This window comes from Mesorhizobium sp. LSHC420B00 (assembly GCF_000503055.1).
Classification (GTDB): Bacteria; Pseudomonadota; Alphaproteobacteria; order Rhizobiales; family Rhizobiaceae; genus Mesorhizobium.
This window is the reverse complement of record NZ_AYVY01000028.1, coordinates 39,482-65,472: the sequence shown is the minus strand read 5'-3', so window position 1 is coordinate 65,472 and position 25,991 is coordinate 39,482. Positions and strand designations below refer to the sequence as shown.

Genomic DNA, 25,991 nt, shown 5'->3' with positions numbered 1-25,991 from the left:
TGCTGCAGTTCGCGAAGCAGTGTGTCTTTCTCGCTGACCCGCTCCTCGGCCGAGCGCTGATCTCCCGCCTCGCCGTGAGCCGATACGTCGACCAGGGCCACCAGTCGGAAGCAAACCTTGCCGTTATCGTCCTCTATCTCGTTGGAATAAACGTCGACGATCGCGGCTTTGTCCTCGCCGCGCTCCAGCCTGAAGCTGCCGACCAAATCGGTTCCCTTGACCACTGCCTCGGCTAGCGGCCTGTCCTTTTGCTGATGGAGGCCCGTGCCTAAAAGGGCCGCCCAGTTTTCTTGGGTGAGCCTGGCGACTGTCAGGCCTGACAGTTTCTCGAATTCCGGATTGGCGTAAACCACGCGCTCTTCACCGGCAAGGTCCGAAACGGCTATGGCGATCGGCACCTGGTCGAGGAATTTCTTGAACTGTTCGCTTTCGAGTGCTGTTGCAAGTTCAGGTGTATCAAGCAACTGCTCGACCGCCTCCGCCTTCTCTGAATTCGATGTCATTTGCGCGCCTGTTCTGTGCGGATGATATACACAATGCGGCGCGCCTGCCATCGCCAAAACTGGAGCTGCATCTCACGTTTCGCATCACGCATGTGACAACCAGCCCTGCATCGCGTAACGGCCGCACGTCTAACATTGCGATCGGCCGAAGGAGAGCGGACCGGCTGCAATCCAGGTGCCTGGAACGTTGAGGCGGCCCGGTCAAGTGGTTCGCTGCGGCAGATGAAATAGAGGGGGCATTTAGGAAGCAATGACTTCGTTGCCGGCCTCGGCCATACACTGTCGGCCGCATGACCGCATGCGGGGCTGAAAGAGCAACGCATCGCTCCAGCGGGAGTTCGGGCCGATAGTTGCCAAGCTGCGGCAGCCCATCGATCGTGCATGTTGAGACACTATCGCCGATGCCCAAATGTCGACCGGAAGGGCTCGCTTATGGGCTGTGCTGGAATAAGCATGAAGTATGCGCCTGCGCGCCGCTTCGTTGATGTCTCGGCCTTCGAGGAAGTCGTCAATCTGATCGTATGTGAGACCATATGCATCTTCTTCAGGCCGAAGGAGGACGAGGGTCTCCAGGTCGGCGGTCGGGATCTTGTCAACAAGATCAGACGGAGCGCCCACATGCGCTGCCAAGGCGCGAACTCTGCGCTTGTTCAACCCGGAAAGAGGAAGCATGTCTGCGGCACCGTCGCCGAACTTAGTGATGAAGCCCATCAAGGCCGCCAGGCTCGTGCAATCCTTCTTCAGTCTGACCTGATCAACCTCCCCAGCCACCTCCCCCGCTTCCACCGCCGCTTCCGCCACCGCCACCAGAAGGAATGACAGGCGCGGGAACAGGCTCGTCATCAACCGGTATAATCACCTTCTTCGCGGTTTTTTGTTTGCGTACGGGCTTGACGACCTTCGGCGGAGGAACCCGCCGAAAGATCTTCGGCTGGGGCGTTTCGACCAGCGGCGTCGGCTCAACTTTCGGAACCAGGGAAGTGCAGCCCATGAGACCCGCCACGACACCTGATAACGTCATTCCAAGTATTGCTTGTTTCAATACTCCGCCCGCCATTGTCTCCTCCTTGGTCAAAACAAGTCCCGACGCGGATTGGCTTCTTCCCATACTCGTCTGGCCGCGTTAACCAGTTGAGTGTCTTGTGAACCGGAGCCGGGAAGCTTCGATTTCAGTTCCTGTCGCAGCTGCCTCAACGCCGCTGTTTTTGGCTTCGGTCCGAACTTTGCCAGCGTCCTCAGCGCGTCCGGCAGTTCCTTGCGCACGTCTAGTGCGGCCGCAAGTGCAAGGAACCGCGCGGCAAGGGCCTGATCGGCCTTGTCGCCTTTTTGCATTTCGAGGGCCGCGCGATCGTAAGCTGCGAACGGATCACCCCGCGCGATCCCAATTTCAAACAATCTTTGCGCTTCTGCGAGGCTCTGTTCCACACCGACACCGTCCCGATACATGCGTGCGAGGCTGCCAGGCGCATAGGGCTGGCCGAGATCGATTGCCTGCTGAAACAGCGTTAGCGCCGTTTTGGGATCCCTCTCCACGCCCTGCCCGGACAAGTAATTGCGCCCGAGCAGGTTCATCGAATACATGTCCTGCCGCTGAACACCAGCTTGCAGGAAGGCAACAGCGCGGGCTGGGTCAGCGGTTACGCCGTTGCGGCCCTCGGTGAAGATCGCGGCCAGATCGTTCATTGCATAGGTGTGCCCCATCGCTGCCGCCTTGAGCAGCAGGTCCAAACCCTTGCCGGTGTCGGGCTTGACGCCATAGCCATTGAACAAGGCGCGACCCCACGACGTCATTCCGTAGGGATCGCCTTTTTCGGCGGCCGCCGCGTAGAGGGCATTGGCCTGGGTGCGGTCCAGGGCCACGCCGGTTCCGGTCGCATACATGTAGCCGAGTTCGAACACGGCGCGTACATGTCCCTTCCTGGCCGCCTCCTCGACGGCTGCCTTGGCTTCTTCGACCTTGCCTACGGCAAGCAGCGCCCGCCCCAGTTCATAGCGGAAGCGCGGGACTTCCGGATAAGCCTTTACCGCGTCCTCGCAAACCTCCACCGCGCTAGCGCCAATTTCATTCGGCAGGAGGCCGGTGGTGACCCCTTGCAGATCGAGAGGTTCGCCGGCAGCCGTGTCGCACGGATCGATCGTCGGCGACAGTTTCATCGTCGCGGGTTTTGATGAGCTGCTGTCCGCTCGGATTTCGAAGCCGACCTCGACCTTCGCTTCCGCCCCGATCTGCGGTTCATAGCGCAGCCCATCGATCTCTCCGGCCATCAGGCTCGACTCGGGCGACAGGGTTCGATCGGCCAGCGAGAGCGTTCCCGTTGCCGGATAACTCGATACTTTTAGGCTGACGGCGGGATCATCGGTCGGGAAATCCAGATTCAGCGCAACTGGACCCACGCCCACGGGAACATCGATGTCGCGGTTTTCGATCGCCTCGGCCGCACCGGCGATATGAATGCCACGCTCCAGCACCTGCTGCTTCTGCTCGGCCTCGAGGGAAGCCATGATCTGTTCGCCTTGCGCGCCTTCGCCGCTCTTGACCCGAAACACGACGATGCCTTGGGTCTGGCCGCCCCAGTTGTCATGCGTCGCATAGGCCAGCATGTCGACTTCTTCCTGCGGGGCGACTCCCTTGGGTACATCCATCTGCAGACGCGGCAGATCCGTGCCCTGGATCGGCACGCCCAACTTGACAGGCTTGCCGTCCAGCATCAAACGCCCCAGGGCGGGTGGTCTTTCGATGCTCAGTGTAATCGTGCCACCATCGACATCGACCGGTTCAGGCAAGCCCAAGTCGACGGGTCCGACTCCTGACAGTACGACCTTCTCCAGCACGGGCGGCAGCGATGGTCGATTGCTGCGGCGCATCAGGACGACTTCGTCGATCAGCGATGAGTTCTCCCAGGGAACCTGGAGGCCGTTTGTGGCCTCGACCACATCGCGGCGCACCGCCGCCATCACGGTGCGGATCTCCTGGTTCGGGGCCAGCGCGCGACGGGAAAAGGCCGCCGAAAACGGGCTGAGTTCGCCGGAGCCGTCATAAGCCGCCGCCCCGGGTTCGGTGGCAAAGGCAATCAAGGTGTTCAGCGAGCTTCTCACCTGTGCGAGGCCCGTATTGCCGGCAGTGATGAGCTGGTCTCTCAGCCAGTAATCCTTGCGTGGGAACGGATTGTTACGGCAGGCATCGAGTATGATCACCTGAATCTTTGATTTCGAGCGTAACTGTTCCAGCACATCGTTGAGCTTGATGGCCTGGACTTCAATGTCCGCCGCCTGCTTCAAGGAGGCATCGACCGGGATCAGAAAATTTTCGCCGCCGATCTGGAAACCGTGGCCGGAGTAGTAGACGACGGCCAGTTCTGCGCCGTCTGCAGCGGCAAGATAGTTGCGGAACTGCTCCTCGAATTGCAGCTTCGTCAGATCGCTTGCGACGAAGACCTCGAACCCTGCCAGTCGAAACGTTTTGGACACGTCCTCGGCATCCTTGGCCGGGTTCTTGAGCGCGGGGAATTGTCGGTACTCCGAGTTGCCGATGACAAAGGCGACCCTTCGGTCGGCGCAAGCGTCAAAGGTCGTGAAGCTCGCGAAGAGGAAGGCTGCGATGATTCCGCAAAGTCGGAGCATGGCAATTCCCTTGAACGCTATTGCCTCGCCCACAAGAACACGGCATGTGCTAGCAAGGTCCGTCAGAGAGCATGCAATCTGCCGAAACAAAAAGAGAGAAAGGCCGTCGCGACAGCGGGCATATTCCTCACTTGATCGATTGCTAAATTACATCAGTGACTGAGTGTCTGCAACGTCTGTCACACCTCAGGCGTGCTCTTCCGATCCACAGGTTCCTTAGCTGCGGCAGGCGGGCCCAAATCGCGCCAGGCTGTGGTTTCGCGTGCCAGCAAGGATACGCGTGGAATAATGGCTTCTCTAGAAAACACCGCCAATCCCAATTCCGCCACTGATATCGGGAGGAGCAGCTGCGGGAGGCGAGGATTGCGGCTGCGGGTTTCTGGCATTCTTTCGGCTGGGAGCACCCTTTTTCCGCACGGGGGCGACATCTGAGGCCACACTTGCTCGCCTGGGCCTCTGCAGTACGGTCACAGGCTCTTTGCAGACGCGGCCGGAGTGCAAAAAGAGCTCCCCCAGAAGTTCAACGGTCGGCTCGGTGGCCGACGTTATTCGCTTGGTGTTCTTGTAATACGTGCTGAGAGCATGGAGCGAGCCCTTGCCCCAATCTCCGTCGACGGTCATGCGATAACAACCTAGGCGGCGCAATTCTGTCTGGACACTGCGTACGAGCTCGGCTTTTTTTTCAGGCTTCGTTGCACCTGTCTGCGTGCCAACGATCAATGTTTCAAGACCGGAGATCACACTTTTCCGGGCTCCTTCGAGGCTGGCAATCTCCGTACCGACGGCATCGGCTGAAGCGCCGGATGGCGCCGAAGCGTCCAGCGATCGTAAAGTCTGTCCCACGATAATCACCGCAGTCTGCAAGTCGTTGGAAGCAAGTTCGACCTGCAGTCTTTGCTTCGCGACGGGATCCGACAGGATGCGTGACAAGCTGGCGCTCAACTGAGCCGGGTCGAGCACTTGCTGCTCGGTGAAGTAAAACTGCTCGCGAAGGTTGGACTGGTCCCACGGGACCTGACGACCGACAGTGAGTGCTTCAGTCTCGTTGCGCACGCGGATCATCATGTCGGAAATGCTGAGCCCTGGGATCTCGACATTCTTCAACAGGGCTGTAGTGAACGGGCTGTTGTCGCCCGAGCCGTCCGCCGTGATGTTACCTGGTTGGGTTGCAAAGGCAACAAACGTGTTTTCGCCCACTTCGACCTGCGCAAGCCCGTCCATTACGCTTGGGCCTTTGCCCATCGGGTTGTTTCGGCACGCGTCGAGGAAAATGAAGGTCTGCCGTTCCCGACTTGAGAATCGTGCGATCAGGTCGTTGAGCTTGATTGCCGTCGCAGTAAGTTCCCCGATGGTTTTAGTATCGGGTGTGTCGACCGGCAGCAGGTAATTCTCGCCCTGAAGCTGCACGCCATGGCCGGCGTAGAAGATCAGTACCGCGCTGGCGGCCACAACCTTGTCATCGGCCTGGCGAAAGAGCTCGCCGAAACCGGCAAGGGAGAGATCCACTCCCGTCAGCACATCAAAATTCAGCCTTCTCAGGCTTTCGGAAAGCCTTGTGGCGTCGCTTACTGCATTGGGCAAGTGCGGGAGACGAGCACTTTGGTAGTCGGAGTTGCCGACGACAATGGCGAGCCGCTTGCTTGACTGTGGCGTTGGTTCATCTTCGACCGCCGCTTGAGCGCGTACCGATCCAACCAGTGCCACCAGCAGAACCATCATGATGCGTAGGAAGGGACTGTAGGTCATGTAACGGGCTCGTTTCAGCATGCGACAATCTCAGAGTCGTCGAAGTGTCGAACCGGCTCACGCTAGTCTGCGCGTGAAACTTATGTCTCGGAGTGCAACGGCGTTTTTTACACCAGAAATCACCTCAAAGAAAGCGCAAGGGTGGTGCTAGCCCGCTTTCTTGACGCAGTGTTCATCCGAGAGAGTAGCGCTGGCGCGCGCGCGATCGACAGATCCGGTCGGCAAGCTCGCCGCAGTTTCTCGCAAGCAGAAATCGAGCAATGTACGAAATCCATATCCTGAGCGGCGAGAACCTGCTACANGCCGCAGTTTCTCGCAAGCAGAAATCGAGCAATGTACGAAATCCATATCCTGAGCGGCGAGAACCTGCTACACTCTTGCCAGCGCCGGTGCAATATGTTGCACCCACGCTGCCACAGCCAGATATTGCATTGAGAATCTTCTGCGTATCGCATCCCTTATTACATTAGCTTTGTAGTTAAGAGGGGAAAGGACAATGAAGGAAAGCTTCGCTCGGCGCTTGTGCGCAGCGGGCATGTTGTCGTTTGGCGCTGCATTGATTTTACTGCCTTCGAAGGCAAACGCCTGCATTGTCGACAGTGAGGGCACCTTTCTGGACACGAACTGCTATCTTGGAGGTGCGACCAACAGCGTAATTGTCGACACATCTCTAGAGGCGCTTGGTGATGTAGTTCACAGCGTAGTCGAGGCGGAGGTCGGCCTCGCGAACGGGATTCCGCTCGCTCAGTCGACGCCGTTCGGTGTTTTCGCTTCCGGTCAGTTGGCACGTACGGAACATGACGGCTTCTCGATTTCGAATAGCTTGGGCGTCGTTGATGGACCGAGCTTCAGCGTAGATGAATTCTCCGCTGCCATCAGCGTCGACTTCAATGCCGCAAAGCATTTTGGATTCGGCAGCGAGCATGGACTGAACCTCGGCCTGTTCGCCGGGTATGCCTCGGCCAAAGTCGATTCCGATGCATTCGGGTTCATGGGAGAGGGTGAAGCAACCAACAGAAGTGGGATGTTCGGCGGCTACGGACTCATTCGACGCGGCACGAGTTATGCGCTCGTGGCAGCATCTACGTTTCTTGGGAACACCGACATCAAAAGGGCCGGACGCGCTTTCGGCAGCTACGACACACAGGGCTATGCGCTGACAGGCTCAATTGGTCGCATCTTCAACCTGACCGATCGGGTGCGATTCGACATCCGCGGCGGATTGTTGGGCGTCATCTTTACCGGCGACGAATACACAGACAGCTTTGACACTGTCTATGGAAAGAGCCGGTTGTCGTTTGGCGCAGTCAAATTCGAACCTGGAGTTTACGCTGATTTTCTGCTCGGCAATGGCATGGTGATCAGCCCCTATGCGCGATTGGATATCCAGGAGCGCTTCGGCTATTCCAACACGGCAAGCGCCGACGGTAGAAAGAGTGACTTTGACGACGCAGACTTTTCGGCTGCGCTGTCGTCCGGCTTCAACCTGAAAGTGTCTCAATCGACAATGCTCAGCAGTGAAATCCGCGGCAAGTGGTCTCAAGACAGTTCAACCGTCAGCGGCAAGCTGGGTGTGAAGATCGCCTTTTGAATGCGGTGTGGGGGATCCCGGTAATTGGGCTGGCCAGCAAAAGAGCTTTTGGCGAGCCGACCAACCGGAGGACAGCACGCAGCCGCCGGTATGACCTAGACCGACGTCTGAGCGCATCGGTGCTCAAGCATTGTTGTTGCCCCAGCCCCTCCTTGATGATGTCCTAAGCCCGGTTCATCGCCCCTCAGCTTCTGCTGCGATCAGCTTGCTATCCTCGGCCTTGGGACCGGAGTGCATGACAGATTCGAGGTCGCGACCGATGCAACTGGTCCGCCACACATCGTTGGCCATCGTATCTCCCGCGTCGAGGCAAAGATCAAGAACTGGAATCTTCGCCAAAGGACGTGCGGTCCACAAGATCTGAGGGCCGAGCCTGAGTTTATGCAACTTTCCTAAAATGCCCGGAACCGACGCCCGTCCTGCGGCTTAAATCTTTTCTGGAGTCGCAGATTCATGAGTAGCGCAAAGGACCGGCTTTCCTTCATCGAGTTTCAATCACCCACCGTGGTTACCAAAGCACCCGAAGACGCCGAATGGCTCACGAAATAAAGTACGAGGCTACCGGACCCAACTCATCGTCGAGGGGGGAAGAGCACGAGCCTTCACGCGTCGCGCCTATGACTGGTCGCATCGCTACAAGAGCATTGTCCATGCCGCGGCGAACCTGCCGATAAAGTCTGCGATCATCGACGGCGAAGCCGTTGTCCTCGGCGACACGGGTCTGCCGGACTATCAAGCCTTGGAGCGGGAGTTGGGCAACCCGAACTCGCCCAGGCTTATCTTCTATGCATTCGATCTTCTGCACCTTAACGGCGCGACCTTCGGCAGCAGCCGCTGATTGAGCGCAAGGCCGCGCTGGAGAAGCTGCTGAGCGATACAGCGCCGAGATTGACCTATGCCGAGCACCTCCAGGTAAGCGGCAGCGACATGTTCGCTCACGCCTGCGGGATGGGCCTGGAGGGGATCGTGTCCAAGCGAGCGGATGCGCCCTATGGCTCCGGCGTCCAGACGAGTTGGGTGAAAGTCAAATGTATGAAGAGCGACACTTTCCCGATTGTGGCTTTCGTCGAGAAGCTCGGCGCCGGTCTGCGCCGTATCGCATCGCTCTACATTGGCAGGCGACAGGACGAGGCTGTGTCCGTGCTGCCAGGATCGATCTTCGCCAACCGCGATCTCGCCTCGGCCACGCGTCGTTGCGCAGCCCGGATCCTGCTGCACAACGCGAGATTGATGCCGACACCGCAGCCTTCATCCATCATTTCATTTGCACGTTCGAGGGAGCGTTCCGCCCGGTTAAGCCGCTGTCGGGCTCTCGCCAGTTCCATATCCAAAAGTTCCATTATTCCGAATCCATTGCGGTCCCTTCGATTTGTAAACCGCTTATTGTAGCCGTTGGTTCCGGCTGTTCGCGAGCGTGCAGCTCAGAGGTCGATGTGGCGGGCACAGTTCTGGAGCGAGAGTGGTGGCGCCGGTGGCCTGGAGGTCGCGACGAACGAAACGCCGGCCCAGTTCAACCCGCCCCATGTATTTCAAAGCTGCGGGGATCGTTCTTCACCAAGCGGTCTGCGGCCTCGACCGCAGTTCGTAGCCTGCTGCACAGCGCGAGATTCTCGGCCAGCATTTCTTCAGTGCGTTGAAGCGCGAGCTCGGTCCGGTGGATTCGCTGCCTGGCATTGGCAACTTCCGATGTCAAAATATCGGCTGCTATCCCATGGCCCTGGGGTTCCATAGTGTCCATAGATCCCTAAATACATTGGGGCCGATATCGTTCCCCTGATGTCGTGCGAAGCGGGGTGTCGCAGCGTTCTGGATTGGGACTGGGGAAAAATGAAGGCCTCGAGCGTTCATCGATTGACCAGTGGAAACGGCACCTGCGTCCGCGGAAGATGGGAACGCGTTCCCGACGCCGAGGCGGCCTCGCCGATCAATTCGCGTCCTTCTGACGACCCGGCCGTTTACTTTCAGTTTGCAGCTGGCGCTCAGCTCATCCCACGCGATGGCAGACGACTATCCGAGCTGGTGAATTGTAACGCCGGGAACAACAGCCTTCGCGATCTCGCAAAGGTGCTGGTGATGCGTCAGATAAATCACCTGGCCAGCGCTTGCCATCTCACCAAACAACCTGAAAACCTCCTCGGACCGGAAATGGTCGAAGGTCTCCATGATGTCGTCGGCAATGAATGGCACCGAGGGTCGAAACTGGGCGAACTCGTAGTATCCGGCAAGCCGCAGCGCCAGGTAGAGCTGAAAACGCGCACCCTTTGATAGCGCGTCGGCGACCTTGGACTGCCCGTCGCGCTGCAATGCGATGAGGACTTCCCCGCCCTTCACAGGTTGGGTCGCAAGCCCCGAATACTGACCGCGCGTGATGAGTGCGAATGCGTCAGATGCCCGCTTCATCATCGCGGAGCGATGGCGTTCGCGGTACACGCGCAGAGCGTTCCCGGCAGCCATGATGCCCAGTTTCAGCTCGATGTAGCGGACTGCCTTTTCTTCGATTTCCAGCAGGACGGTGCGGCGCTCGGCATCTATCCGCGCAACCGCGCTGTCGCCGCCAATCGCGTCCAGCTTGTCGGTCGCCCGGGTCTGGCGAATAAGCTGCTGTTGTATCGCTTCATCGAGATCCCGAAGCCGTTGCTCACTTTCAGCCTTCTCGACCAGGAGACTATCGATCTCGACAGAATCCAGCATCGAACGCGCCTGGTCGAACCCTTCCACCGCGAGCTCTACCGACAGCTGCTCCTCAAGCTCGGCAACGGCAGCGCGTAGGCGATCCCTTTCCCGTAGCAACTCGTCGCGTTCCACGACTTCCGACAGCGTGGTGACGCCAAAGGCGGTCAGGACCTCACTTTTGCGTCGCTCATGCGCCGTTGTCTCGAGATTGAGACTGTCACGAGCGTCCTGCAGGCGCTGCAGGTCATTGATGAGGTTTGCCTTCATCTCTCTGGCGCGATCGGCGCGCTCCAAGCGCTCAGCAAGCCGGATCGCCAACTGCTCCGGTTCGTCGTCGTTCGCCGGCTCACCCGCTTCAGCTGCGGCAGCGGCGACCTCGACAATGAAATTGTCTCGGTCTGCCTCCATCTTCTCGATGCGGAGCTGCATGGCATCCCGCTCCTGAATGCTTTTCGACAGCTCAGCCAATTGATCGAGCACGTTGCCGATGCCGGGCGCTGAAATGCCGCTTTCAAGCCAGGTGCCGGCAAGCGCTTCGGTAATGCCGGCCAACCATTCCTCCTCGCGCCTTTCTGCCACGTCCAAAGCCCGTCGTCTGGCGGCCAGATCCTCCTCTTTCGCGCTCACGGTCTTAAGCGCCTCGGCACGCTCCGCATCGACCTTGAGCTGCCTGTCGAGGAACAGTTCTGCCACGGCCATGACAGTCTCCAGGCTGTCGCCGGGTTCCGAGTCTAGGCCGACCCTCGCCAACGCCCCGATCAACTCCTGCTGGATCTGCTCTCCCTCGTCGAGCGCGCGGCGGGCCTTCTTGCGTGCCAACTCGACCTCCTCCCAGGCCGCGAGCGCATCAATGCGGGCAGAGGTATGATCCTCGATCGTTTCGATCAGACGCTCGGGCGAGAATTCCAGGCACTCTGCCAGTAGCTCGCTGGCCACCTCGCGAAGTTCGGAGAGTACAGCCTGATCGTCCAGGTCGATCTGTGCAAGCTGGTCGCGGATACGTGTGATGGCGGCTGTTGTTTCGGTGAGGCTGCAGAGCGTTGTCCGGATCTCGGCGAGCTCTCGCGCGTTGGCCAGCCGAACCGCTGCAACACTGTCGTCACGCGCCAATAGCGCCTCGAAATCGTCAGCAGTTTGGCCAGTAAGTTCGCCCCGATGCCTGGCCCACGCCTTGTCTCGGGCGCGGCGAATGGCGGAGGCCGCCGCATCATCGGGTACATCGACCGAGGCACGAAGCGCATCCAGGCGAGCCGACCGCAGGTCGTGACTCTCCTGGTGTTCGGCGAGACGTTCGCAAAGGACAGCCCTGCCCTTTCCCAACCCAGCTGCCCGCACCTTCCATGCACCAACTTGCGTGACACTCGGGACGGGCACCCTGGCCAGTGCCCCGGCGTCTCCGGACCAGGGATGCAGTCGAGCGATTGCCGCCTCCCATCGAACCGTGCTCGCGTCCTCCGCCTCGCGGGCCATCCTGAGGTCTTTTAGGTGCCCGCTGGCTCGCGCTTTCGACAAGGCCGAGGCGAGCCTTGCCCTGGCAGGTTCGGGCACCCCCCTCTCTTGCCCAACCCGCTCGCGTGCCGCCTGAAGTGCATCGAGCGCCGCCGCGCATTCGTTGCGGGCAACGCGTACGCCGGTGGTGATTCCCGATCGCTCTTCGAGCATGGCGCGAACAGCGCCGACTGTGGCAGCAGGCAAAAGCAGCGCAGCCGGATCTGCCTCGGACGATCTTCCAAGGGCGGCAAGGCAATTCGCCACGGCGCTGTCGAGTATCTGCAGCTCGGTCCTGCGGCTTGGCAGGTCCAGGCCTGCGGAGACATGGCGCACTTTGCGATCCGCGAGCGCCCGAACCCGCTCGGACATTGCCAGGATCGCCTCGTCCACATCGACCGAGCCGATTTTCATTGTCACGCGCTCGGCGTCGTCGATGTTCCCTGACAGCCGCGTTCTCAGGCTGGCGTCGTCATCGATCAATCCGGTGACGGTGCCTGTCCAGGTCCGCAATGGTGAAGCGATGTCAGGCAGCTCGGCAAGCTGGGCCGCCTTGCGTCGAATGTCGGCGAGGATCGGCATAGCGCGAAGGTACCTGGCAATGGTGTCAAGCCGAGCCGACAGCAATGATCGTTCAGCAATACTGCGGTCGTATTTTTCCGCCGCGTCAAGACGTTCGGCCTCAAGGCTCTCAAAAGTCGAGGCCAAGGTGTCGATCGCGTCCCTGCGCGACTTGAGTTCCGCAAGGCGCTTCTTGAGCAGCGCAAGTTCGGTTCCGTGAGCCTGCTTGCGATAGAGCCCGTCCGCTTCGGTCTCTAGCGCGCTCAACATGTCGCTCGCATGCCCAAGCCCGGCGCTGGCCGTGAACAGGAGCTTGCCCAGGTCGCCACGCGACTCCAGGATTGATTTTCCGCCTGCTTCCAGCGTCTCGTCGTCCAGCGAGAACATGGTCTCGTATGCGTCCCGCGACAGACCTGCGAGATGGGCTGCTATCGCCACCTCGCTCACCGGTTGCTCCATTGCGTTCAGCAGCGAGTTGGTGCGCTGCTTCGTGCGCGTGAATGTGTGCTCAGTGCCGGCGAGTTCGAGCACCCCGCCTATACGCATCGCGCTGTACTCGTGCAGGAAATTGTAGCGGCTGCGTTCCTCGATACCGAACAGCAGGTCCAGATAACCGGAAAGTGCGGTCGACTTGCCGGCCTCGTTCAGCCCGAACACAATGTGGAAGTCGGGACCGGACTCCGGCCTTGGGCCGAATTCGATCGTCCCGTCGGTGAACTTTCCATAACGAATAAGATCAAGGCGCCGGAGCCTCATTGCGCTCCACCTGCTTTGAGGCGGGCCGTGACCAGGTCGGCACCGCTGGCAAGCACCTTGTCGATGAACAGTTCCAGCCCAGCTTCGTCCCGTCCGGCGAAGTCGCGCCCGTCCGGCGGCAGATCGGCAATCATCTTTTGGACAAGCGCCCTCGCCTCGGCGCGGAAGGCCTCAGCCTTGACATTGGCATGCATGGATTGCGCGAGTTCGAAAATCGGATCGGCGACGTCATCGGCTGTTTCCGCGCTCTGTGGAGCGAGATCAAGCTCAAGTTTTTCGACCCATGTGTCGCCCGTCTGCTGCGCCGCCTGCTCGGCTTCGGCCAGCAGCAGGTCCCTGTCGCGGATCAGCGCCCATGACAACGGCGACGCCCCGGCCAGTCCGAGACGGACCACAACGTGGCGGGATCTGACGGAACCCCGGATACCTTCGAGCGCGGAACGGACACGGCCGACGACCTCAGACCATTCGACCGTCCCGGTCAGATCGACGCTCGCCCGCTCGAACTGCGCGATACTGGTCAGTTTTTCCTCGATCTCGACGGACCGGTCATCTCGTATCGTGACCAGAGTGGCGGATTTCTCTCCGGCCTCGTTGATGTCCCTGCCCTGCGGCATTCCCGTCATCACAACGGTGCTTGCTCCAGGATGGACTTGGCGGACGTGGATGTGCCCAAGCGCCCAATAGTCAAAACCATGGCCGTGCAGGTCAGCGATGCTGCAAGGGGCATAGACATCGTGACCGGGCGATCCAGCGAGGCTGGTGTGCATGATGCCCACATTGACCGCCCCTTCCCGGGCCGCCGGATATTTGGGCAGCAGGCTTTCCGGGGCCTTTGGGTTCGCGAAGCTCAATCCATGGAATGCGACGTCAAGCCCGCCGGCCGTTTGCAGCACCGACTGGGGGCGGCCGCCGAAGATCGTGACCGTGTCAGGAAAAACGAGCTGTTTCGATATGCGCGATAAGGCGTCGTGGTTTCCGCGAATCTTGAAAACCCTGATGCCGGCCTGGTGGAGGCGTGTCATTTGCGACGCCAGGAAACGGGCGGTCTTCATCGACGTCTGGTCGCCATCATAAAGATCGCCGGCAATGACGAGCGCATCGGCACGTTCCGCAAGGCAGAGGTCTATTATCGAGACAAATGCCTGGCGACTGGCGTCCCCCACAAGTTCGGCAAGATCAGGGTTTCGCAGCGCCAGCGAACGTAGCGGCGAGTCGAGGTGAATGTCGGCCGTGTGTACGAATCGAAATGCCATTCGGGTCTCCGCCCGGAGCATAGAGGGGTTCGGCCGCGGCTCGGTGAAAAAATTCCAGGATGCGCGTTGTCGGTTGTCCAAATGGTGCGCAATCGCTTACGCTTATGGTTCCGTTCAACTCCATCTGCGTCGCCGCTATCAGCGCCGTGCCGATCAGTAGTCGTCTGATCGTTTGTCATCGGCATTCGTCGGTTCTTTGGAGATAGCGCGCCGCAAGGTGTCGTTGATCCGATCCTGCCAGCCCGGTCCATCTTCCTGGAAGTGGTCCAGCACCGCCCTATCGATCCTGATCGAAACAAGCTCTCTGACATTTGGAGCAGCCGACGGTTCGCGAACCGGCGCCGCCGGCTTTTTGATCGGCTTGAAGGCGGCTTCAGCGGCTGACATCGGATTTGTGGGTCGGCGTGGAGGATTTGCCATTTGATGATCCTGACTGGTCATAATGCTTGTCGAGCGGCTCAGTGCGAATGCGCATCGTAATTGAGCCTGGCCAAGTATGAAGGCAGCTTAAACCTCCAAAAGGGGAGGAAAAATCCGACGCGATGTCCATGTGGGGCCAACTCAGGCAATTCAATGACATTGCTGTAGGATACAACAAGCCAAAGTGCTCCACGGGGCAACACCACGTCGCCAACCATCCTACGCTGGAGGACGCAAACGCGAAAAACGCGGGGGACTTCCCGCCTTCCGTTACCTGACAACCTGGTTCACACGATCGTTTCTGAAGCGTCGCAGCAATCTGCTGCCCAGGTCTCTCCATCACACCAAGCTTCGCGCGCTTTTTTTAACGGCGGTCAGTACATTCGCGACTTGCCGCGCTCCTGCGGCTCTCGCCACGGCGCGCCAGAGAAATCAACCTGCTTTGCGGAGATTGCCAGCAGAAGACTTGCCGGTACGTCGGTCCTGCTCGATGTCGTAGTTGATCTTTTGGCCCTCAACGAGGTTCGACAAACCAGCGCGCTCGACGGCGGAGATGTGAACAAAAACGTCCTGACCGCCATCGTCGGGTTGGATAAACCCAAACCCTTTAGTGCTGTTGAACCACTTCACGGTTCCAGTTGCCATGTGCATATACTCCTTGTGACTTCCCAGCGTGTTTGATCCGACGAAGAGGCCAGACCGGTTCATAGATAGACGCAGCAAAAGCGAGAAATCGCAAGGCCGGATGGATCGACCAGAATACCAACTTCTCTCGGATGGCCCACTCGTCTCACAAGTCGACAGGAATTTTCCTTTCCGGCGTGAAGCCCCTCCAGCCATCCTTGCTGTCCTGGGTTATCACGGTCCGCTCGTTTCCCTCCGGCCCTTAGCCTGCCGACTTGCGTTTCGAGTTCTTGGTCGACCGTGCTGACGCGGGCGTAGCCTATCTGGCTCATAATGTGTCACCTCAATGTCTAGACTCGAGGCTTGGTCACAAATAGTCGATGCCAACTCCGACGTTACGCTGCCCAAAAAGCCATTGATCCGGGAGCACGACCCCTGCAAAAGTCCGACCTTTACAGGAACATTTCGCCTATGGCGGAGTTGGGCGCGTTGCCCGCGATAAGGTGCCAACAGGTGACGCCGGCGGGCTTTTGGGAGGAAGCCATGATACGTGCCATCCCTTCACTCCACCTTTCCCGTCGCCGCGCATTGCAGTTCGGGCTGGGAGCCAGCCTCGCCGCCACGACGGGCCTGGCGCCGGTTTCTCGCGCCTACCCCAAGGAGGAAGTGCAGGACGAGGACATTTTCCGCTTTGCGCTCAACCTGGAATACATGGAGGCCGAATACTACCTTCGCGGCACCACCGGAAAAGGCATCGACGCCGCCGATGCCGGTTCGAAACCCGGCGATGTGGTCGGCGGAAAGAAAGTGTCCTTCGAGACACCCGCCATCGGCGAATTCATGCAGGAGGTTGCTGAAAACGAACTCGCGCATGTCCGGTTCTACCGCAAGACGCTTGCAAAGAACGCCGTCGACAGGCCGGCCATCGATTTCGATGCTGGGTTCAAAGCGGTTGCGGAGGCAGCGGGCCTCGGGCCGGACTTCGACCCCTTTGGCAACGAAACGAACTTTGTTCTCGGCGGCATGCTGTTCGAGGATGTCGGCGTCACCGCCTATGCCGGTGCTGCGACGCTTCTGAAGAACAAGGACTTCCTCGCCGCCGCGGCGGGCATATTGGCGGTCGAGGCCTACCACATGGGAATGGCGCGCTCCACTCTATACCGGAAGGGAGAGAAAGCCTGGAAGGCCGCCAACGCCGTCTCCGATGCACGAGACAAGATCGACGGGCCGGAAGACAAGGACCAGGGCATCCAGGTGAATGGCAAGGCCAATTTCGTTCCCTCGACTCCCGACGCGATCGCGTTCACCAGGACGCCGAAAGAAGTGCTGCGGATCGTCTATCTCACCGACAAGGACGGCGTCAGCAAGGGTGGCTTCTATCCGGAAGGGATGAACGGGACGCTGAAGAGCACCTGACCCGCTCGCGACAGGCGATCGGATCGCCGGAAGAGACGCAGCGGACCTGCGGTCGGCACTGCTGGTACGGCTGCGCGACGATCACGATTCAAATCCGCTGCAGGAGTCCCCCACCCAAGATTGATTGAATTCCGAACCGCGATCATTGCGGCGTTCACAAGAACGTCAGGAAAGTGCGGTCGGTTCGTTCCGATGGACGGAACGAACCGACCGCTTTGCCGAGAAGCAGGCTCTGCAGTTGGTGCGGCGAGAACCGCCAATTTTCCCGCATTGTTCCGTACGGCCGACCGCCAAGCTGTAAAATGGTGGCGATATGGAAGACACGCGACGCTCTGCCCGACGATCACATCCTCCGGCTGGCGAGCAGCCTTGTGAGCCAATCGGGATCCATTTCCGGCACGGAGGACAAAAGCCGTTCGGTATAGGGGGCATGCGGTGGCGTGAGAACTTCGCTCTTTAATCCCTGCTCGACGATTTTCCCCTGGTGCATGACCACAATCTCGTCGGCGATCGCTCGCACGGTGGCAATGTCATGGGTGATGAAAATGTAGCTCATGCCGAGCTCGCGCTGAAGCCGCATTAAGAGCTTCAGGATTTCCTCCTGCACAATCTGGTCGAGCGCGGACGTGATTTCGTCGCAGATGATGAGTTCCGGATCGGCAGCCAACGCTCGGGCGATGCAAACGCGCTGCTTCTGACCCCCCGACAGTTCGGCCGGCAGACGATCCAGGTAAGTTTCGCTCATCTCGACCATGTGCATGAGTTCGCCGATCCGCCTATCCCGCTGTGCACCCTTGAGGCCGATGTAGAATTCAAGCGGACGAGCTATGACTTCTTCGACCGTCTGGCGCGGATTTAGGGCGTTGTCGGGCATTTGATAAATCATCTGTATGCGGCGCAAGATCTCTTTTGGGCGCGCCTTCAGGGTCTTGGAAAGGGCCTGGCCAGCAAAGGAAATCGATCCCGAAAGCGGCGGCAGCAGGCCGGTAATAACGCGAGCGAGCGTCGATTTCCCGGAACCGGATTCGCCGACCACAGCCACCGTTCTTCCACGTGGAACTTTGATGGAGACATCCTGGAGCACCTTAACCGCCCGGCCGTAGGCCGCCGTGACGTTGTCTATCGTAAGCAGATAGTCATCGGCCGGAACTTCGGGCTTGGCGAGCTTGCGCACGGCCCAGAGCGTCTTAGTATATTCCTGGCTGGGCGAGGCGAGCATCTGGCGCGTTTCTGCCTCCTCCACGGTAAGTCCATGGCGCAAAACCATGATCCGGTCCGCCATTTGCGCCACCACCGCCAGATCATGCGTCACATAGATTGCAGCGGTGTTGAATTCCTCCACGATGTTGCGAATGGAGGCGAGAACTTCGACCTGCGTCGTCACATCGAGCGCCGTCGTTGGCTCGTCAAAGACGATGAGGTCCGGACGGCAAGCCATCGCCATGGCGGTCATTGCCCGTTGCAACTGTCCGCCGGAAACCTGATGAGGATAGCGAAAGCCGATGGTCTCCGGATCTGGAAGCTGAAGACGGCGATAGAGATCGACGGCACTCCGGTTCGCTTTCTCTCGGCTGGCAATCCCATGCGCCACGACTGTTTCGACAGTCTGATCGAGGAGTCGGTGGGCCGGATTGAAAGAGGCCGCTGCGCTTTGCGCGACATAGGCGATACGGGAGCCTCTGAGGCGGCGGCGCCCTGTTTCGCTGAGGGCCAGAAGATCAGTCCCGTCGAACAGGATCGAGCCCTGTGTGATACGGCAGCCCGGCTTGGCGTAACCCATCGCGGCGAGGCCAATGGTGGATTTGCCGGCGCCTGACTCGCCGATCAGGCCAAGAACCTCCCCCCGCTTCAGCGCCAGATCGACCCCACGGACAATGGGATGCCACCGCTCGTCCGAGAAACCCTCGACATGTAGGTTGCGGATCTGCAGCAGATCCTTGCCTTTTTCGCGCGAGCCCGGACCGCTACCTTTCATCGCGCAACCCGCTGGTTGCGTGCAGGAACCAGTCGACGACGAAATTCACGGAGACTGTAAGGAGGGCAATCGCGCCGGCCGGCAGCAGCGGCGTGACATCACCGTAGGTGATCAGGGTCGCATTCTCGCGCACCATCGACCCCCAATCAGCGGTCGGCGGCTGAATACCGACGCCCAGGAAAGACAGTGCCGCGATCGTGAGGAATACGAAGCAAAATCGCAAACCGAACTCCGCGACCAGCGGCGGCATGACATTGGGAAGGATTTCCTTGGCGATGATCCATTTCGGGCCTTCGCCGCGCAATCGCGCCACCTCGACATATTCCATCACTGCCACGTTAAGCCCGACGGCGCGTGCGAGCCGAAAAACGCGGGTGGAATCGAGCAGCGCAATGATGATTATCAGGCTGGTGATCGACGAGCCGAAGATCGAGAGCAGCACCAGGGCGAAGATCAGGCTTGGGATCGACATCAACACGTCCACCGCACGCGACAGTATCTGGTCGAGCCATCCCCTATACAATGCGGCAAGAAGGCCGAGCGAGACGCCGACCGCGAAGGACAGCAATGTGGTCGCGACGGCGATACCGATGGTGTTGCGCGCACCGTAAATCAGGCGCGTGAGCATGTCCCGGCCGAGCTGGTCGGTTCCCAATTTGAACTGCTGGCTCCACGGTGCAAAGGCTTCGCTGAAGACCTGCGTTTCGCCGAATGGGGCTATCCAATGCGCGAACACCGCAACGATGACATAACCGAGGATCACGAGGATGCCGAACCATGCACTGAAGGGTGCCTTCTTCAGCGCCGTTTTCGCACGGGTGGCGCGCGAGCGCCTCAGCCTGTGAACCTGAGCCATGGGTTCGTAGCTGGTCATCGTGGATGCAAGAGTCTTGGATTGGTGGCGATGGAAATAATATCGGCGGTCAGATTGAGCAGGATGTAGGTCGCGGCGAAAATCAGGGCGCAGGCCTGGACAACCGGAACATCCCTTGATTTGACCGCGTCAACCATCAGCTGACCGATGCCGGGATAGACGAATACCACTTCGACCACGACCACTCCGACGACGAGATAAGCAAGATTGAACGCCACCACCGTGACGATCGGAGCCCATGCGTTGGGCAAGGCATGCCTGAGTACGATGGCCATGGGCGACATTCCCTTGAGACGCGCCATGTCGATATATGGGCTTGCCAGCATGTTGATGATCGCCGCTCGTGTCATTCGCATCATGTGCGCCACGATGACGAGCGTAAGAGTGATCGCCGGCAAGGCTACTCTCCAGACATGTTCCCAAAACGGCGTCTGATCGTTCACATTCGACAATGTCGGGAACTTAGGAACTGCATTGAGTATCCAGTTCAGCGAGACCGCGAGCCAGTGCGGCAGGGATTGTGCGAACTCGGATCCGATGAACGTGTCGCGCGAGATGACAAGGTAGGCAAGCATATAGGCGACGAAAAACTCGGGGAACGAAATGGTCGTCAGCGTCACTGCGTTCACCAGCCGGTCGAACCAGCCATTGCGGTAGAGCGCAGCGAGGATGCCCAATCCCAGGGCCAGCGGAACTGCTATCAGCGCGGTCATCGATGCAAGGAACATCGTATTGTAGAGGCGCGGGGCGATAATCTCGGCGACGGTGCGCCGGTATCCGGTGCGGCTCGCGAATGAAGAGCCGAAATCACCGTGGAGCATCTGCCCGACCCAGACGAAGTAGCGCTCGACAGGCGGACGGTCGATGCCGATTTCTCGCTGGAAGGCGACGACCGTTTCGGGTGTCGCCGATTGCCCGAGCATCGCCTTGGCGAAGTCGCCCGGCAGCATTGCAATCGCAGAGAAGATGATGATGGACACGATGAACAGCGTGACCAGGCCGAGGCCGAGGCGCTGCAGAACCGTTCTTGCGACGGGGTTCATGGGTACGCGTTTCCCGTTGCTGCCGCCGCCCTGCCACACCAGTCAGGGCACGCGGTTGCAAGCCGGAGCCTAATAGCCATCGCGGGTCCGGCCCGCACTCTCACGCAGTGGCGATCCACCAGCGTTCGGCCATCTTCAATCCATCATTCTCCCAGTTCGGCGCCACCTCGCCATGTGCGAGCTTATTGGATTTGGCGCTGACGAAATTGTTGAACACCAGCACGATGCTGCCGCCATCATCATGGGTCAGTTGCTGCATCTCGGCATACATTGCCGCCCGCTTGGCCTCGTCCGTCTCGGCGCGCGCCTGGACAAGCAACTCGTTGAAGCGGGGATTTTTCCAGAACGACTCGTTCCAGCTGGAGTCTGCGGCGAAGGCTTGCGTGAACATCCAGTCGGCCGTCGCGCGACCGCTCCAGTAGGAAGCGCACCAAGGTTTCTTGAGCCAGACATTGTCCCAATAGGCGTCCTCGGCCTCACGCACGACGTTTACCTCGATGCCGCACTGGGCTGCCGTCTCGCGGATGAGGGCAGCCGCGTCCACAGCGCCGGCAAAGGCGGCATCGGCGACCGAGAGGTCCACCTTCAGCTTTTCCATTCCGGCCTTTTTCAGGTAATGCTTGGCTTTTTCGGGATCAAAACTATGTTGCGGCTGCGGATTCGTAGCGAATTTGATCGCCGGCGCGATCGGGTTGTCGTTGGCCACAGTGGCGTGGCCGAGAAAGATCTTGTCGACGATCTCCTGACGGTTAATCGCCCATTTCAAAGCCATTCGCACGTCTGGATTGTCGAACGGCGCAACCGTGACATTCATCGGCAAGGTATAGTGGCCATAGCCGGTGACCTCGACGATCTCCACCTTGGGATTGCGTTTCAACATGCCGAGGGTCTTGAGGTCGGCGCGGCCAATATAGTCCACCTCCCCTGTCGATAGCGCGGCCATGCGAGCGGCGAGATCGGTGATGGCGATGAACTCCACCTCGTCGAGATAGGGTTTGCCGTTCTTGAAGTAGTTCGGATTGCGCTTGAGTTTTGCCGAAACTCCGGGCTGGAAATTCTCAAGCACGAAAGCACCGGTGCGAACGCCCGATCCCCAATCCGCCTTGCCGTCCTTGGCCGGCATGATGACCAAATGGTAGTCACTCATGATGTAGGGGAAATCGGCGTTGCCGCTTTTCAGCGTGAAGACAACCGTTTCCGGGCCATCCGCCTTGATGCTCGCGACGGGCTCAAGCAGCGGCTTCGCCGCCGATTTGGTTTCGTCGCCCATATGATAGCGCAGCGAAGTCACGACATCGTCCGCCGTCACATTCTTGCCATTGTGGAAGGTTGCGCCCTTGCGCAGCTTGAAGACCCAGGTTTTGGCGCCATCGGATGATTCAAAGCTCTCGGCAAGATCCGGTTGGACGTTGCCTTTCGCGTCGACCTCGGTGAGGCTGTTGGACATCGAGCCGGAGAATGCCGTCTGTGTGAATGTGTCCGGGTAGCCGGCCGGATCGATCGAATCCGTCGTTGCGCCATGTGCCATGCCGAGCTTGGCGAAGCCGCCCTGCAGCGGTTCGGCCCGGGCCGTGCTGACAAAGAGCTTGTCCGCAGCGGTGACCGTCAGCCCAGCGGCCAGCCCAAGATGAATGAAGTCACGGCGGGAAATCTTGCCGTGACCAATCAGGCTTTGAGCGATACCAAGCTTGTATTCAGATTCTGACATTTGACTCTCCCATTACGGATTTTCCGCGTTATTGTTCGTCAAGCACCTGTGAAGTTAGTTTCGATCACCTTTCTTCTACTCTTCGAATCCGTACCTCAATCAGGCCGTCACATAGATGCTGCCCGCCTCGACGGTTACTGGAAATGTGCGCGCGCGAACGGACGGATCGACCAGGGCCGCGCCTGATTTGATGTCGAATTCCCAGCCATGCCAGGCGCAGCGCACGATCTCGTTTTCGCGGTGATAGATGAATTGCGCCTCTTCGACCGGTGCAGTTGTTCCGCATTGCGGCCCCTCGCAAAGCGGAGCGCCGCGGTGCGGACAAACATTCAGCAGCGCGTGGAATGAGTCTCCGATGCGAAAAACGCCGACCGAAAGGCTGCGGATCTTGGCGATGAAGGCAGATCCGGTTTCGATCTCGTCGACACGGCAAATATATGTCTTCTCGGGCATCGTCTGCTTCCTCAGGCGGCATTCGCCGCTTGCGCGCGGGGGATGCGTTTGTAAACCTCCAGCGCATTCAGCCCCATGATCTTGCTCTTCCAGGCAGGAGGGATTTGCAGCGTGTTGGCATCGTCGTAATCCCAATGCGGATAGTCTGAGGCAAACATCAGCGTATTTTCTCCGTCCATTGCCTCGAGAGTGGACCAGAGATGCTGAATATTTGCGGGCTGCTCCAGTGGCTGCGTGGAAAAGCGGATGTTGCGCCGGCAGTATTCGGAAGGCAGCATTTTCAGCCATGGCGTCTCTTTGCGTAGGGCTTTGTAATCGGCGTCCAGGCGCCACAGCACCGACGGCACCCAGGCGACGCCGCATTCGATGACCACGAAGTAGAGGTCCGGCCATTTTTCGAAGACGCCATGCGCAATCATGCTTGCGACATGCGAAATCGCCGACATGTGCAGGATGGCATGGGTCTCCCAGAAGAATGTCGTCGGGGCCGGAGCAATCGCGGTCGAATTCACGCCGCCATGGCCGCCCAGATGTATGGCAAAGGGCAGCCCCACCTCGGCGCAAGCCTCGTAGATTGGATGGTAAAACGGATCGCCATAAGGCTTGACGGAGCCTTGCGAAGCGAGAACCTGAACCATGCGCGGATGATTGCCCAGACGGCGTATCTCGGCGGCCGCGAGCTTCGGATCCTGTGGCGCGATGATGATCGAGCCCATGAAGCGATCGTCCTTCGGCAGCCATTGGTCGATCTGGTAGTCATTGTAGGCGCTGACGAGGGCGCTGGCATAATAAGGATTGGCGAGGGTGGAAGCCTCGATCGGCTCATCGCCGGTCAGGATCGCCACATCGACCTTGTACTTGTCGAGGTGCTTCTGTTTCATGATGAGATAGTTGTCGGCTTCCGTTTTCGGACGGACGTCCTTGCGGGAGAAGTCCTGCGGATGAAACCAGGGACGATGGCCATGCGGGAAGGCGCCAACGGGGCCTGTCTTCTCGCCTTCAACGAACATGTCCTTCCATAGGCCGGAAAGGTAGGGCTCCAATACGGTCGCGCTTGACCAGTAATTGTGACAATCGCAGTCGACTATGAACACGTTGCTCAGCTCCGTAGCTTCAGCCTGGTCGATCTGCCGGCCGATTTCACCGAGGGCAGCTTCCGCCTTGAGTATTGTTTGATCAAGCTTATGATCCTGCGCAATATGATCGACTTTTTCGATCGGGAGGTCCCGTGCAGCTAGATCACATCGAAACCTTTCTCGACATCATCGAGTCGCGAAATTTCAATCGTACCGCCGATCGCTTGGGGTTGACCCAGTCGACGATCAGCACCCGCATCAAGAACCTCGAGAGCGCGATCGGGTCCGAGCTCTTTCAGCGCGGGCGCGCCGGCGCTGAGCCGACAGCCGCGGGACGGCGGTTCGAAGCGTACGCCAGATCCCTGCTGTCGACCTGGTCGCAAGCTCGCCACGACGTGCGGGCGTTCAACCGTTTCGAGGGCACCTTGCGCATCGCCGCACAGGTGGGCATGACCCGCTCGGTCCTGCCCGGATGGGTCGAGACACTATGCCAGGCCCTTCCAAAGTCCTCGATCCATGTCGAGTCGGATTATTCAAACCAGATGGTCAGCGATCTTAGCATGGGAAATCTGGATATCGCCGTGCTTTATGCGCCTCGCTACCTGCCTGAGATCGCCTACGAACATCTGATGGTCGAGGAATATGTGATGGTTTCGACGGCTGCCAGAACGCTGTCCGACGTCGACCCCGAAACCTACATTCGCCCGGGCTACACGGCCGTGCTGGAAAAGACGCACGCAGAGTTGCTGGCCGAGTTGGCGATCTGCCGGCTTTCGACGGGATCGGAAACTCTGGCGGAGATCATGCTCCGACGCACGGGTGGCACCTGCTATATGCGCAGCGACGATGCGCGCAGGTTCACTGCTGAACTCCCATCGTTCCTGGTCGAGGGAGCGCCGACGCTGTACCAGCCAGTCCACACCGCCATACTCGCGCGCCGCAAACACGAACCCATCATTCGCAAAGGCATCCGAGCTCTCCAGGTCGCTGTAATGTCTCTGGAAGTTTAATCGAAATTGCCGATCATAAAGGCAGGATTGCGCGGCTGTTCAGCGGGTGTTGAAGTGGCATCTTGGCTCGACTTCAAACCCGAGTTGAATGATGAATGCACACGCGGCCTTTGGAACCTCCGGCTTCGTCCCGACGAAGCGTCACCGACAGTGGGCACAGACCACACCACAACTTGCGCTCTGCCGGCGCGTGATCGACGAAACGCACGATGTGAAAACGTTCGTTCTCACACCCGCCTCAGATCGGATGTTCTGCTTCAGCGCTGGCCAGTATGTTCTTGTGCACCTGAGGATCAACGGTGCCGCGGTGACGCGCTCCTACTCCGTTTCGTCACCGCCGACGCGACCGCTCGACCTGCAGATCACCGTGAAACGGACGCCGGGCGGGCTCGTTTCGAATTGGCTCCATGATAATTTGAAGCCGGGTGATGGGATCGAGATCGAAGGGCCGCTCGGCTCGTTCAATCTCGACGATCTGCCGCATGCAAAGTCCCTCTTCCTTTCGGGTGGCAGCGGGATAACTCCCGTCATGTCAATGCTGCGCACACTTACCGACCGGGCAGCCGACCAGGATATCCGCTTCATTCACAGTGCGAGAACGCCGGACGACATCATCTTTCGGCTCGAACTGGACGCACTTGCCGCTCGCTTTCCCAATGTTCAAGTGACTAGCATTTGCAGTCAGGATGACCCGGCATGGACGGGTCCAACCGGGCGAATTAATCGTGAGATGCTCCTGACCTTGGTTCCCGATCTACTCAGCCGCACGGTTTTTGCCTGTGGGCCGGAGTCGTATATGAAGGCGGCACGCGCCTGCCTGGACGCAATCGGCCTCACCCCTTCACAGTATCATGAGGAGAGTTTCGGAGGCGGCAACAGTTCGCCTTCGGTAACGGCTTCAAAGGTGTCGTCTTCGGTCCGCTTCGCCCGCTCCGGCATTGCGCATCACTGTGCGCCCGGAGAGACCCTGCTGGAAGCGGCGCGCCAATGTGGCGTCCACATCCCCACCGCCTGCCAGCAGGGAGTTTGCGGTACCTGCCGGATCGCCAAGCTGTCCGGCGAAGTCGTCATGGACGACCTGGGCGGGCTGACCTTGGAGGATCAATCGGCAGGCTACATCCTGGCGTGCTGCAGCCGCCCACATGGCGACGTTTTGCTTGATCTCTAACTGTACCGCATCGCGGGACGAAATCGGGT

General features: G+C 59.4%; 18 protein-coding genes and 2 pseudogenes. 6 read left to right on the top strand and 14 right to left on the bottom strand.

Going from position 1 to position 25,991, the window contains the following annotated elements; all coding sequences use genetic code 11:
• From X760_RS67195 to X760_RS67185, 4 genes and pseudogenes are all read right to left on the bottom strand, one after another.
• The coding region (locus tag X760_RS67195; RefSeq protein ID WP_023721743.1) for a PAS domain-containing protein at positions 1 to 503 on the bottom strand (503 nt) is incomplete at its 3' end.
• Between the two features lie 402 nt (positions 504 to 905).
• Positions 906 to 1,220 (bottom strand): annotated as a pseudogene (nadE, locus tag X760_RS78270) (NAD(+) synthase); the annotation flags it as partial.
• 354 nt (positions 1,221 to 1,574) lie between these two features.
• Positions 1,575 to 4,124, bottom strand: coding sequence for a caspase family protein (locus tag X760_RS67190; RefSeq protein ID WP_023721741.1), 2,550 nt, complete (start codon positions 4,122 to 4,124; stop codon positions 1,575 to 1,577).
• Positions 4,125 to 4,421: 297 nt separating this feature from the next.
• Positions 4,422 to 5,870 carry a caspase family protein gene (locus tag X760_RS67185; RefSeq protein WP_031194815.1) on the bottom strand — a complete coding sequence of 483 codons (1,449 nt, stop codon included), beginning with the start codon at positions 5,868 to 5,870 and terminating at the stop codon, positions 4,422 to 4,424.
• Positions 5,871 to 6,366: 496 nt separating this feature from the next.
• Between X760_RS67185 and X760_RS67180 the strand changes: the two genes are divergently transcribed.
• From X760_RS67180 to X760_RS78260, 3 genes and pseudogenes are all read left to right on the top strand, one after another.
• Positions 6,367 to 7,461 (top strand): autotransporter domain-containing protein, encoded by a 1,095-nt coding sequence (locus X760_RS67180; RefSeq protein ID WP_023721739.1) that lies wholly within the window; start codon positions 6,367 to 6,369, stop codon positions 7,459 to 7,461.
• Positions 7,462 to 8,035: 574 nt separating this feature from the next.
• On the top strand, positions 8,036 to 8,299 hold the full coding sequence (locus tag X760_RS78265; RefSeq protein WP_245278709.1) for a hypothetical protein: 264 nt from the start codon (positions 8,036 to 8,038) through the stop codon (positions 8,297 to 8,299).
• A pseudogene (locus X760_RS78260) lies at positions 8,290 to 8,850 on the top strand (hypothetical protein); the annotation flags it as partial. The gene X760_RS78265 and the pseudogene X760_RS78260, both read left to right, overlap by 10 nt.
• A 618-nt stretch (positions 8,851 to 9,468) precedes the next feature.
• On the opposite strand, the gene X760_RS67165 reads toward X760_RS78260, so the two are convergent.
• From X760_RS67165 to X760_RS0139395, 4 genes are all read right to left on the bottom strand, one after another.
• On the bottom strand, positions 9,469 to 12,939 hold the full coding sequence (locus tag X760_RS67165; RefSeq protein WP_023721735.1) for an AAA family ATPase: 3,471 nt from the start codon (positions 12,937 to 12,939) through the stop codon (positions 9,469 to 9,471).
• Positions 12,936 to 14,195, bottom strand: a complete 1,260-nt coding sequence (locus X760_RS67160; protein WP_031194810.1) for a DNA repair exonuclease — start codon at positions 14,193 to 14,195, stop codon at positions 12,936 to 12,938. The genes X760_RS67165 and X760_RS67160 overlap by 4 nt, the downstream gene beginning before the upstream one ends.
• 153 nt (positions 14,196 to 14,348) lie before the next feature.
• The gene (locus tag X760_RS67155) at positions 14,349 to 14,615 is read right to left on the bottom strand and encodes a BrnA antitoxin family protein (RefSeq protein ID WP_031194808.1); all 267 of its coding nucleotides are present in this window, start codon (positions 14,613 to 14,615) and stop codon (positions 14,349 to 14,351) included.
• Between the two features lie 432 nt (positions 14,616 to 15,047).
• Positions 15,048 to 15,260: a cold-shock protein gene (locus X760_RS0139395; protein WP_031194806.1), complete on the bottom strand. Its 213-nt coding sequence runs from the start codon at positions 15,258 to 15,260 to the stop codon at positions 15,048 to 15,050.
• A gap of 522 nt (positions 15,261 to 15,782) precedes the next feature.
• Here X760_RS0139395 and X760_RS67150 point away from each other — a divergent pair.
• Positions 15,783 to 16,655: a ferritin-like domain-containing protein gene (locus X760_RS67150; protein ID WP_031194805.1), complete on the top strand. Its 873-nt coding sequence runs from the start codon at positions 15,783 to 15,785 to the stop codon at positions 16,653 to 16,655.
• A gap of 343 nt (positions 16,656 to 16,998) precedes the next feature.
• Here X760_RS67150 and X760_RS67145 read toward each other — a convergent pair whose 3' ends face one another.
• The 6 genes from X760_RS67145 to X760_RS67120 form a co-directional block, all read right to left on the bottom strand.
• On the bottom strand, positions 16,999 to 18,630 hold the full coding sequence (locus X760_RS67145; RefSeq protein ID WP_023721729.1) for an ABC transporter ATP-binding protein: 1,632 nt from the start codon (positions 18,628 to 18,630) through the stop codon (positions 16,999 to 17,001).
• Positions 18,620 to 19,504: an ABC transporter permease gene (locus tag X760_RS67140; protein WP_023721728.1), complete on the bottom strand. Its 885-nt coding sequence runs from the start codon at positions 19,502 to 19,504 to the stop codon at positions 18,620 to 18,622. Before X760_RS67140 ends, X760_RS67145 begins: the two co-directional genes overlap by 11 nt.
• Positions 19,501 to 20,547, bottom strand: a complete 1,047-nt coding sequence (locus tag X760_RS67135; RefSeq protein ID WP_031194803.1) for an ABC transporter permease — start codon at positions 20,545 to 20,547, stop codon at positions 19,501 to 19,503. The genes X760_RS67140 and X760_RS67135 overlap by 4 nt, the downstream gene beginning before the upstream one ends.
• A 100-nt stretch (positions 20,548 to 20,647) precedes the next feature.
• On the bottom strand, positions 20,648 to 22,255 hold the full coding sequence (locus X760_RS67130) for an ABC transporter substrate-binding protein (RefSeq protein WP_023721726.1): 1,608 nt from the start codon (positions 22,253 to 22,255) through the stop codon (positions 20,648 to 20,650).
• 99 nt (positions 22,256 to 22,354) lie between these two features.
• Complete coding sequence (locus X760_RS67125) at positions 22,355 to 22,708, bottom strand: Rieske (2Fe-2S) protein (RefSeq protein ID WP_023721725.1); 354 nt, start codon at positions 22,706 to 22,708, stop codon at positions 22,355 to 22,357.
• An 11-nt stretch (positions 22,709 to 22,719) separates the two neighbouring features.
• Positions 22,720 to 23,802 (bottom strand): amidohydrolase family protein, encoded by a 1,083-nt coding sequence (locus X760_RS67120; RefSeq protein WP_031194801.1) that lies wholly within the window; start codon positions 23,800 to 23,802, stop codon positions 22,720 to 22,722.
• A 74-nt stretch (positions 23,803 to 23,876) separates the two neighbouring features.
• On the opposite strand from X760_RS67120, the gene X760_RS67115 reads away from it, so the two are divergent.
• Entirely contained in the window at positions 23,877 to 24,794 is a 918-nt protein-coding gene (locus X760_RS67115) for a LysR family transcriptional regulator (protein ID WP_084642962.1), read from the top strand.
• A gap of 91 nt (positions 24,795 to 24,885) precedes the next feature.
• The gene (locus X760_RS67110) at positions 24,886 to 25,962 is read left to right on the top strand and encodes a hybrid-cluster NAD(P)-dependent oxidoreductase (protein ID WP_198030546.1); all 1,077 of its coding nucleotides are present in this window, start codon (positions 24,886 to 24,888) and stop codon (positions 25,960 to 25,962) included.
• Positions 25,963 to 25,991: the final 29 nt, after the last annotated feature.

What these genes read in the sequence shown, in the direction of transcription:
- X760_RS67190 (WP_023721741.1), bottom strand. Translation starts at nt 4,124, where the DNA reads ATGCTCCGACTTTGCGGAATCATCGCAGCCTTCCTCTTCGCGAGCTTC.
- X760_RS67185 (WP_031194815.1), bottom strand. Translation starts at nt 5,870, where the DNA reads ATGACCTACAGTCCCTTCCTACGCATCATGATGGTTCTGCTGGTGGCA.
- X760_RS67180 (WP_023721739.1), top strand. Translation starts at nt 6,367, where the DNA reads ATGAAGGAAAGCTTCGCTCGGCGCTTGTGCGCAGCGGGCATGTTGTCG.
- X760_RS67165 (WP_023721735.1), bottom strand. Translation starts at nt 12,939, where the DNA reads ATGAGGCTCCGGCGCCTTGATCTTATTCGTTATGGAAAGTTCACCGAC.
- X760_RS67160 (WP_031194810.1), bottom strand. Translation starts at nt 14,195, where the DNA reads ATGGCATTTCGATTCGTACACACGGCCGACATTCACCTCGACTCGCCG.
- X760_RS67155 (WP_031194808.1), bottom strand. Translation starts at nt 14,615, where the DNA reads ATGGCAAATCCTCCACGCCGACCCACAAATCCGATGTCAGCCGCTGAA.
- X760_RS0139395 (WP_031194806.1), bottom strand. Translation starts at nt 15,260, where the DNA reads ATGGCAACTGGAACCGTGAAGTGGTTCAACAGCACTAAAGGGTTTGGG.
- X760_RS67150 (WP_031194805.1), top strand. Translation starts at nt 15,783, where the DNA reads ATGATACGTGCCATCCCTTCACTCCACCTTTCCCGTCGCCGCGCATTG.
- X760_RS67145 (WP_023721729.1), bottom strand. Translation starts at nt 18,630, where the DNA reads ATGAAAGGTAGCGGTCCGGGCTCGCGCGAAAAAGGCAAGGATCTGCTG.
- X760_RS67140 (WP_023721728.1), bottom strand. Translation starts at nt 19,504, where the DNA reads ATGACCAGCTACGAACCCATGGCTCAGGTTCACAGGCTGAGGCGCTCG.
- X760_RS67135 (WP_031194803.1), bottom strand. Translation starts at nt 20,547, where the DNA reads ATGAACCCCGTCGCAAGAACGGTTCTGCAGCGCCTCGGCCTCGGCCTG.
- X760_RS67130 (WP_023721726.1), bottom strand. Translation starts at nt 22,255, where the DNA reads ATGTCAGAATCTGAATACAAGCTTGGTATCGCTCAAAGCCTGATTGGT.
- X760_RS67125 (WP_023721725.1), bottom strand. Translation starts at nt 22,708, where the DNA reads ATGCCCGAGAAGACATATATTTGCCGTGTCGACGAGATCGAAACCGGA.
- X760_RS67110 (WP_198030546.1), top strand. Translation starts at nt 24,886, where the DNA reads ATGAATGCACACGCGGCCTTTGGAACCTCCGGCTTCGTCCCGACGAAG.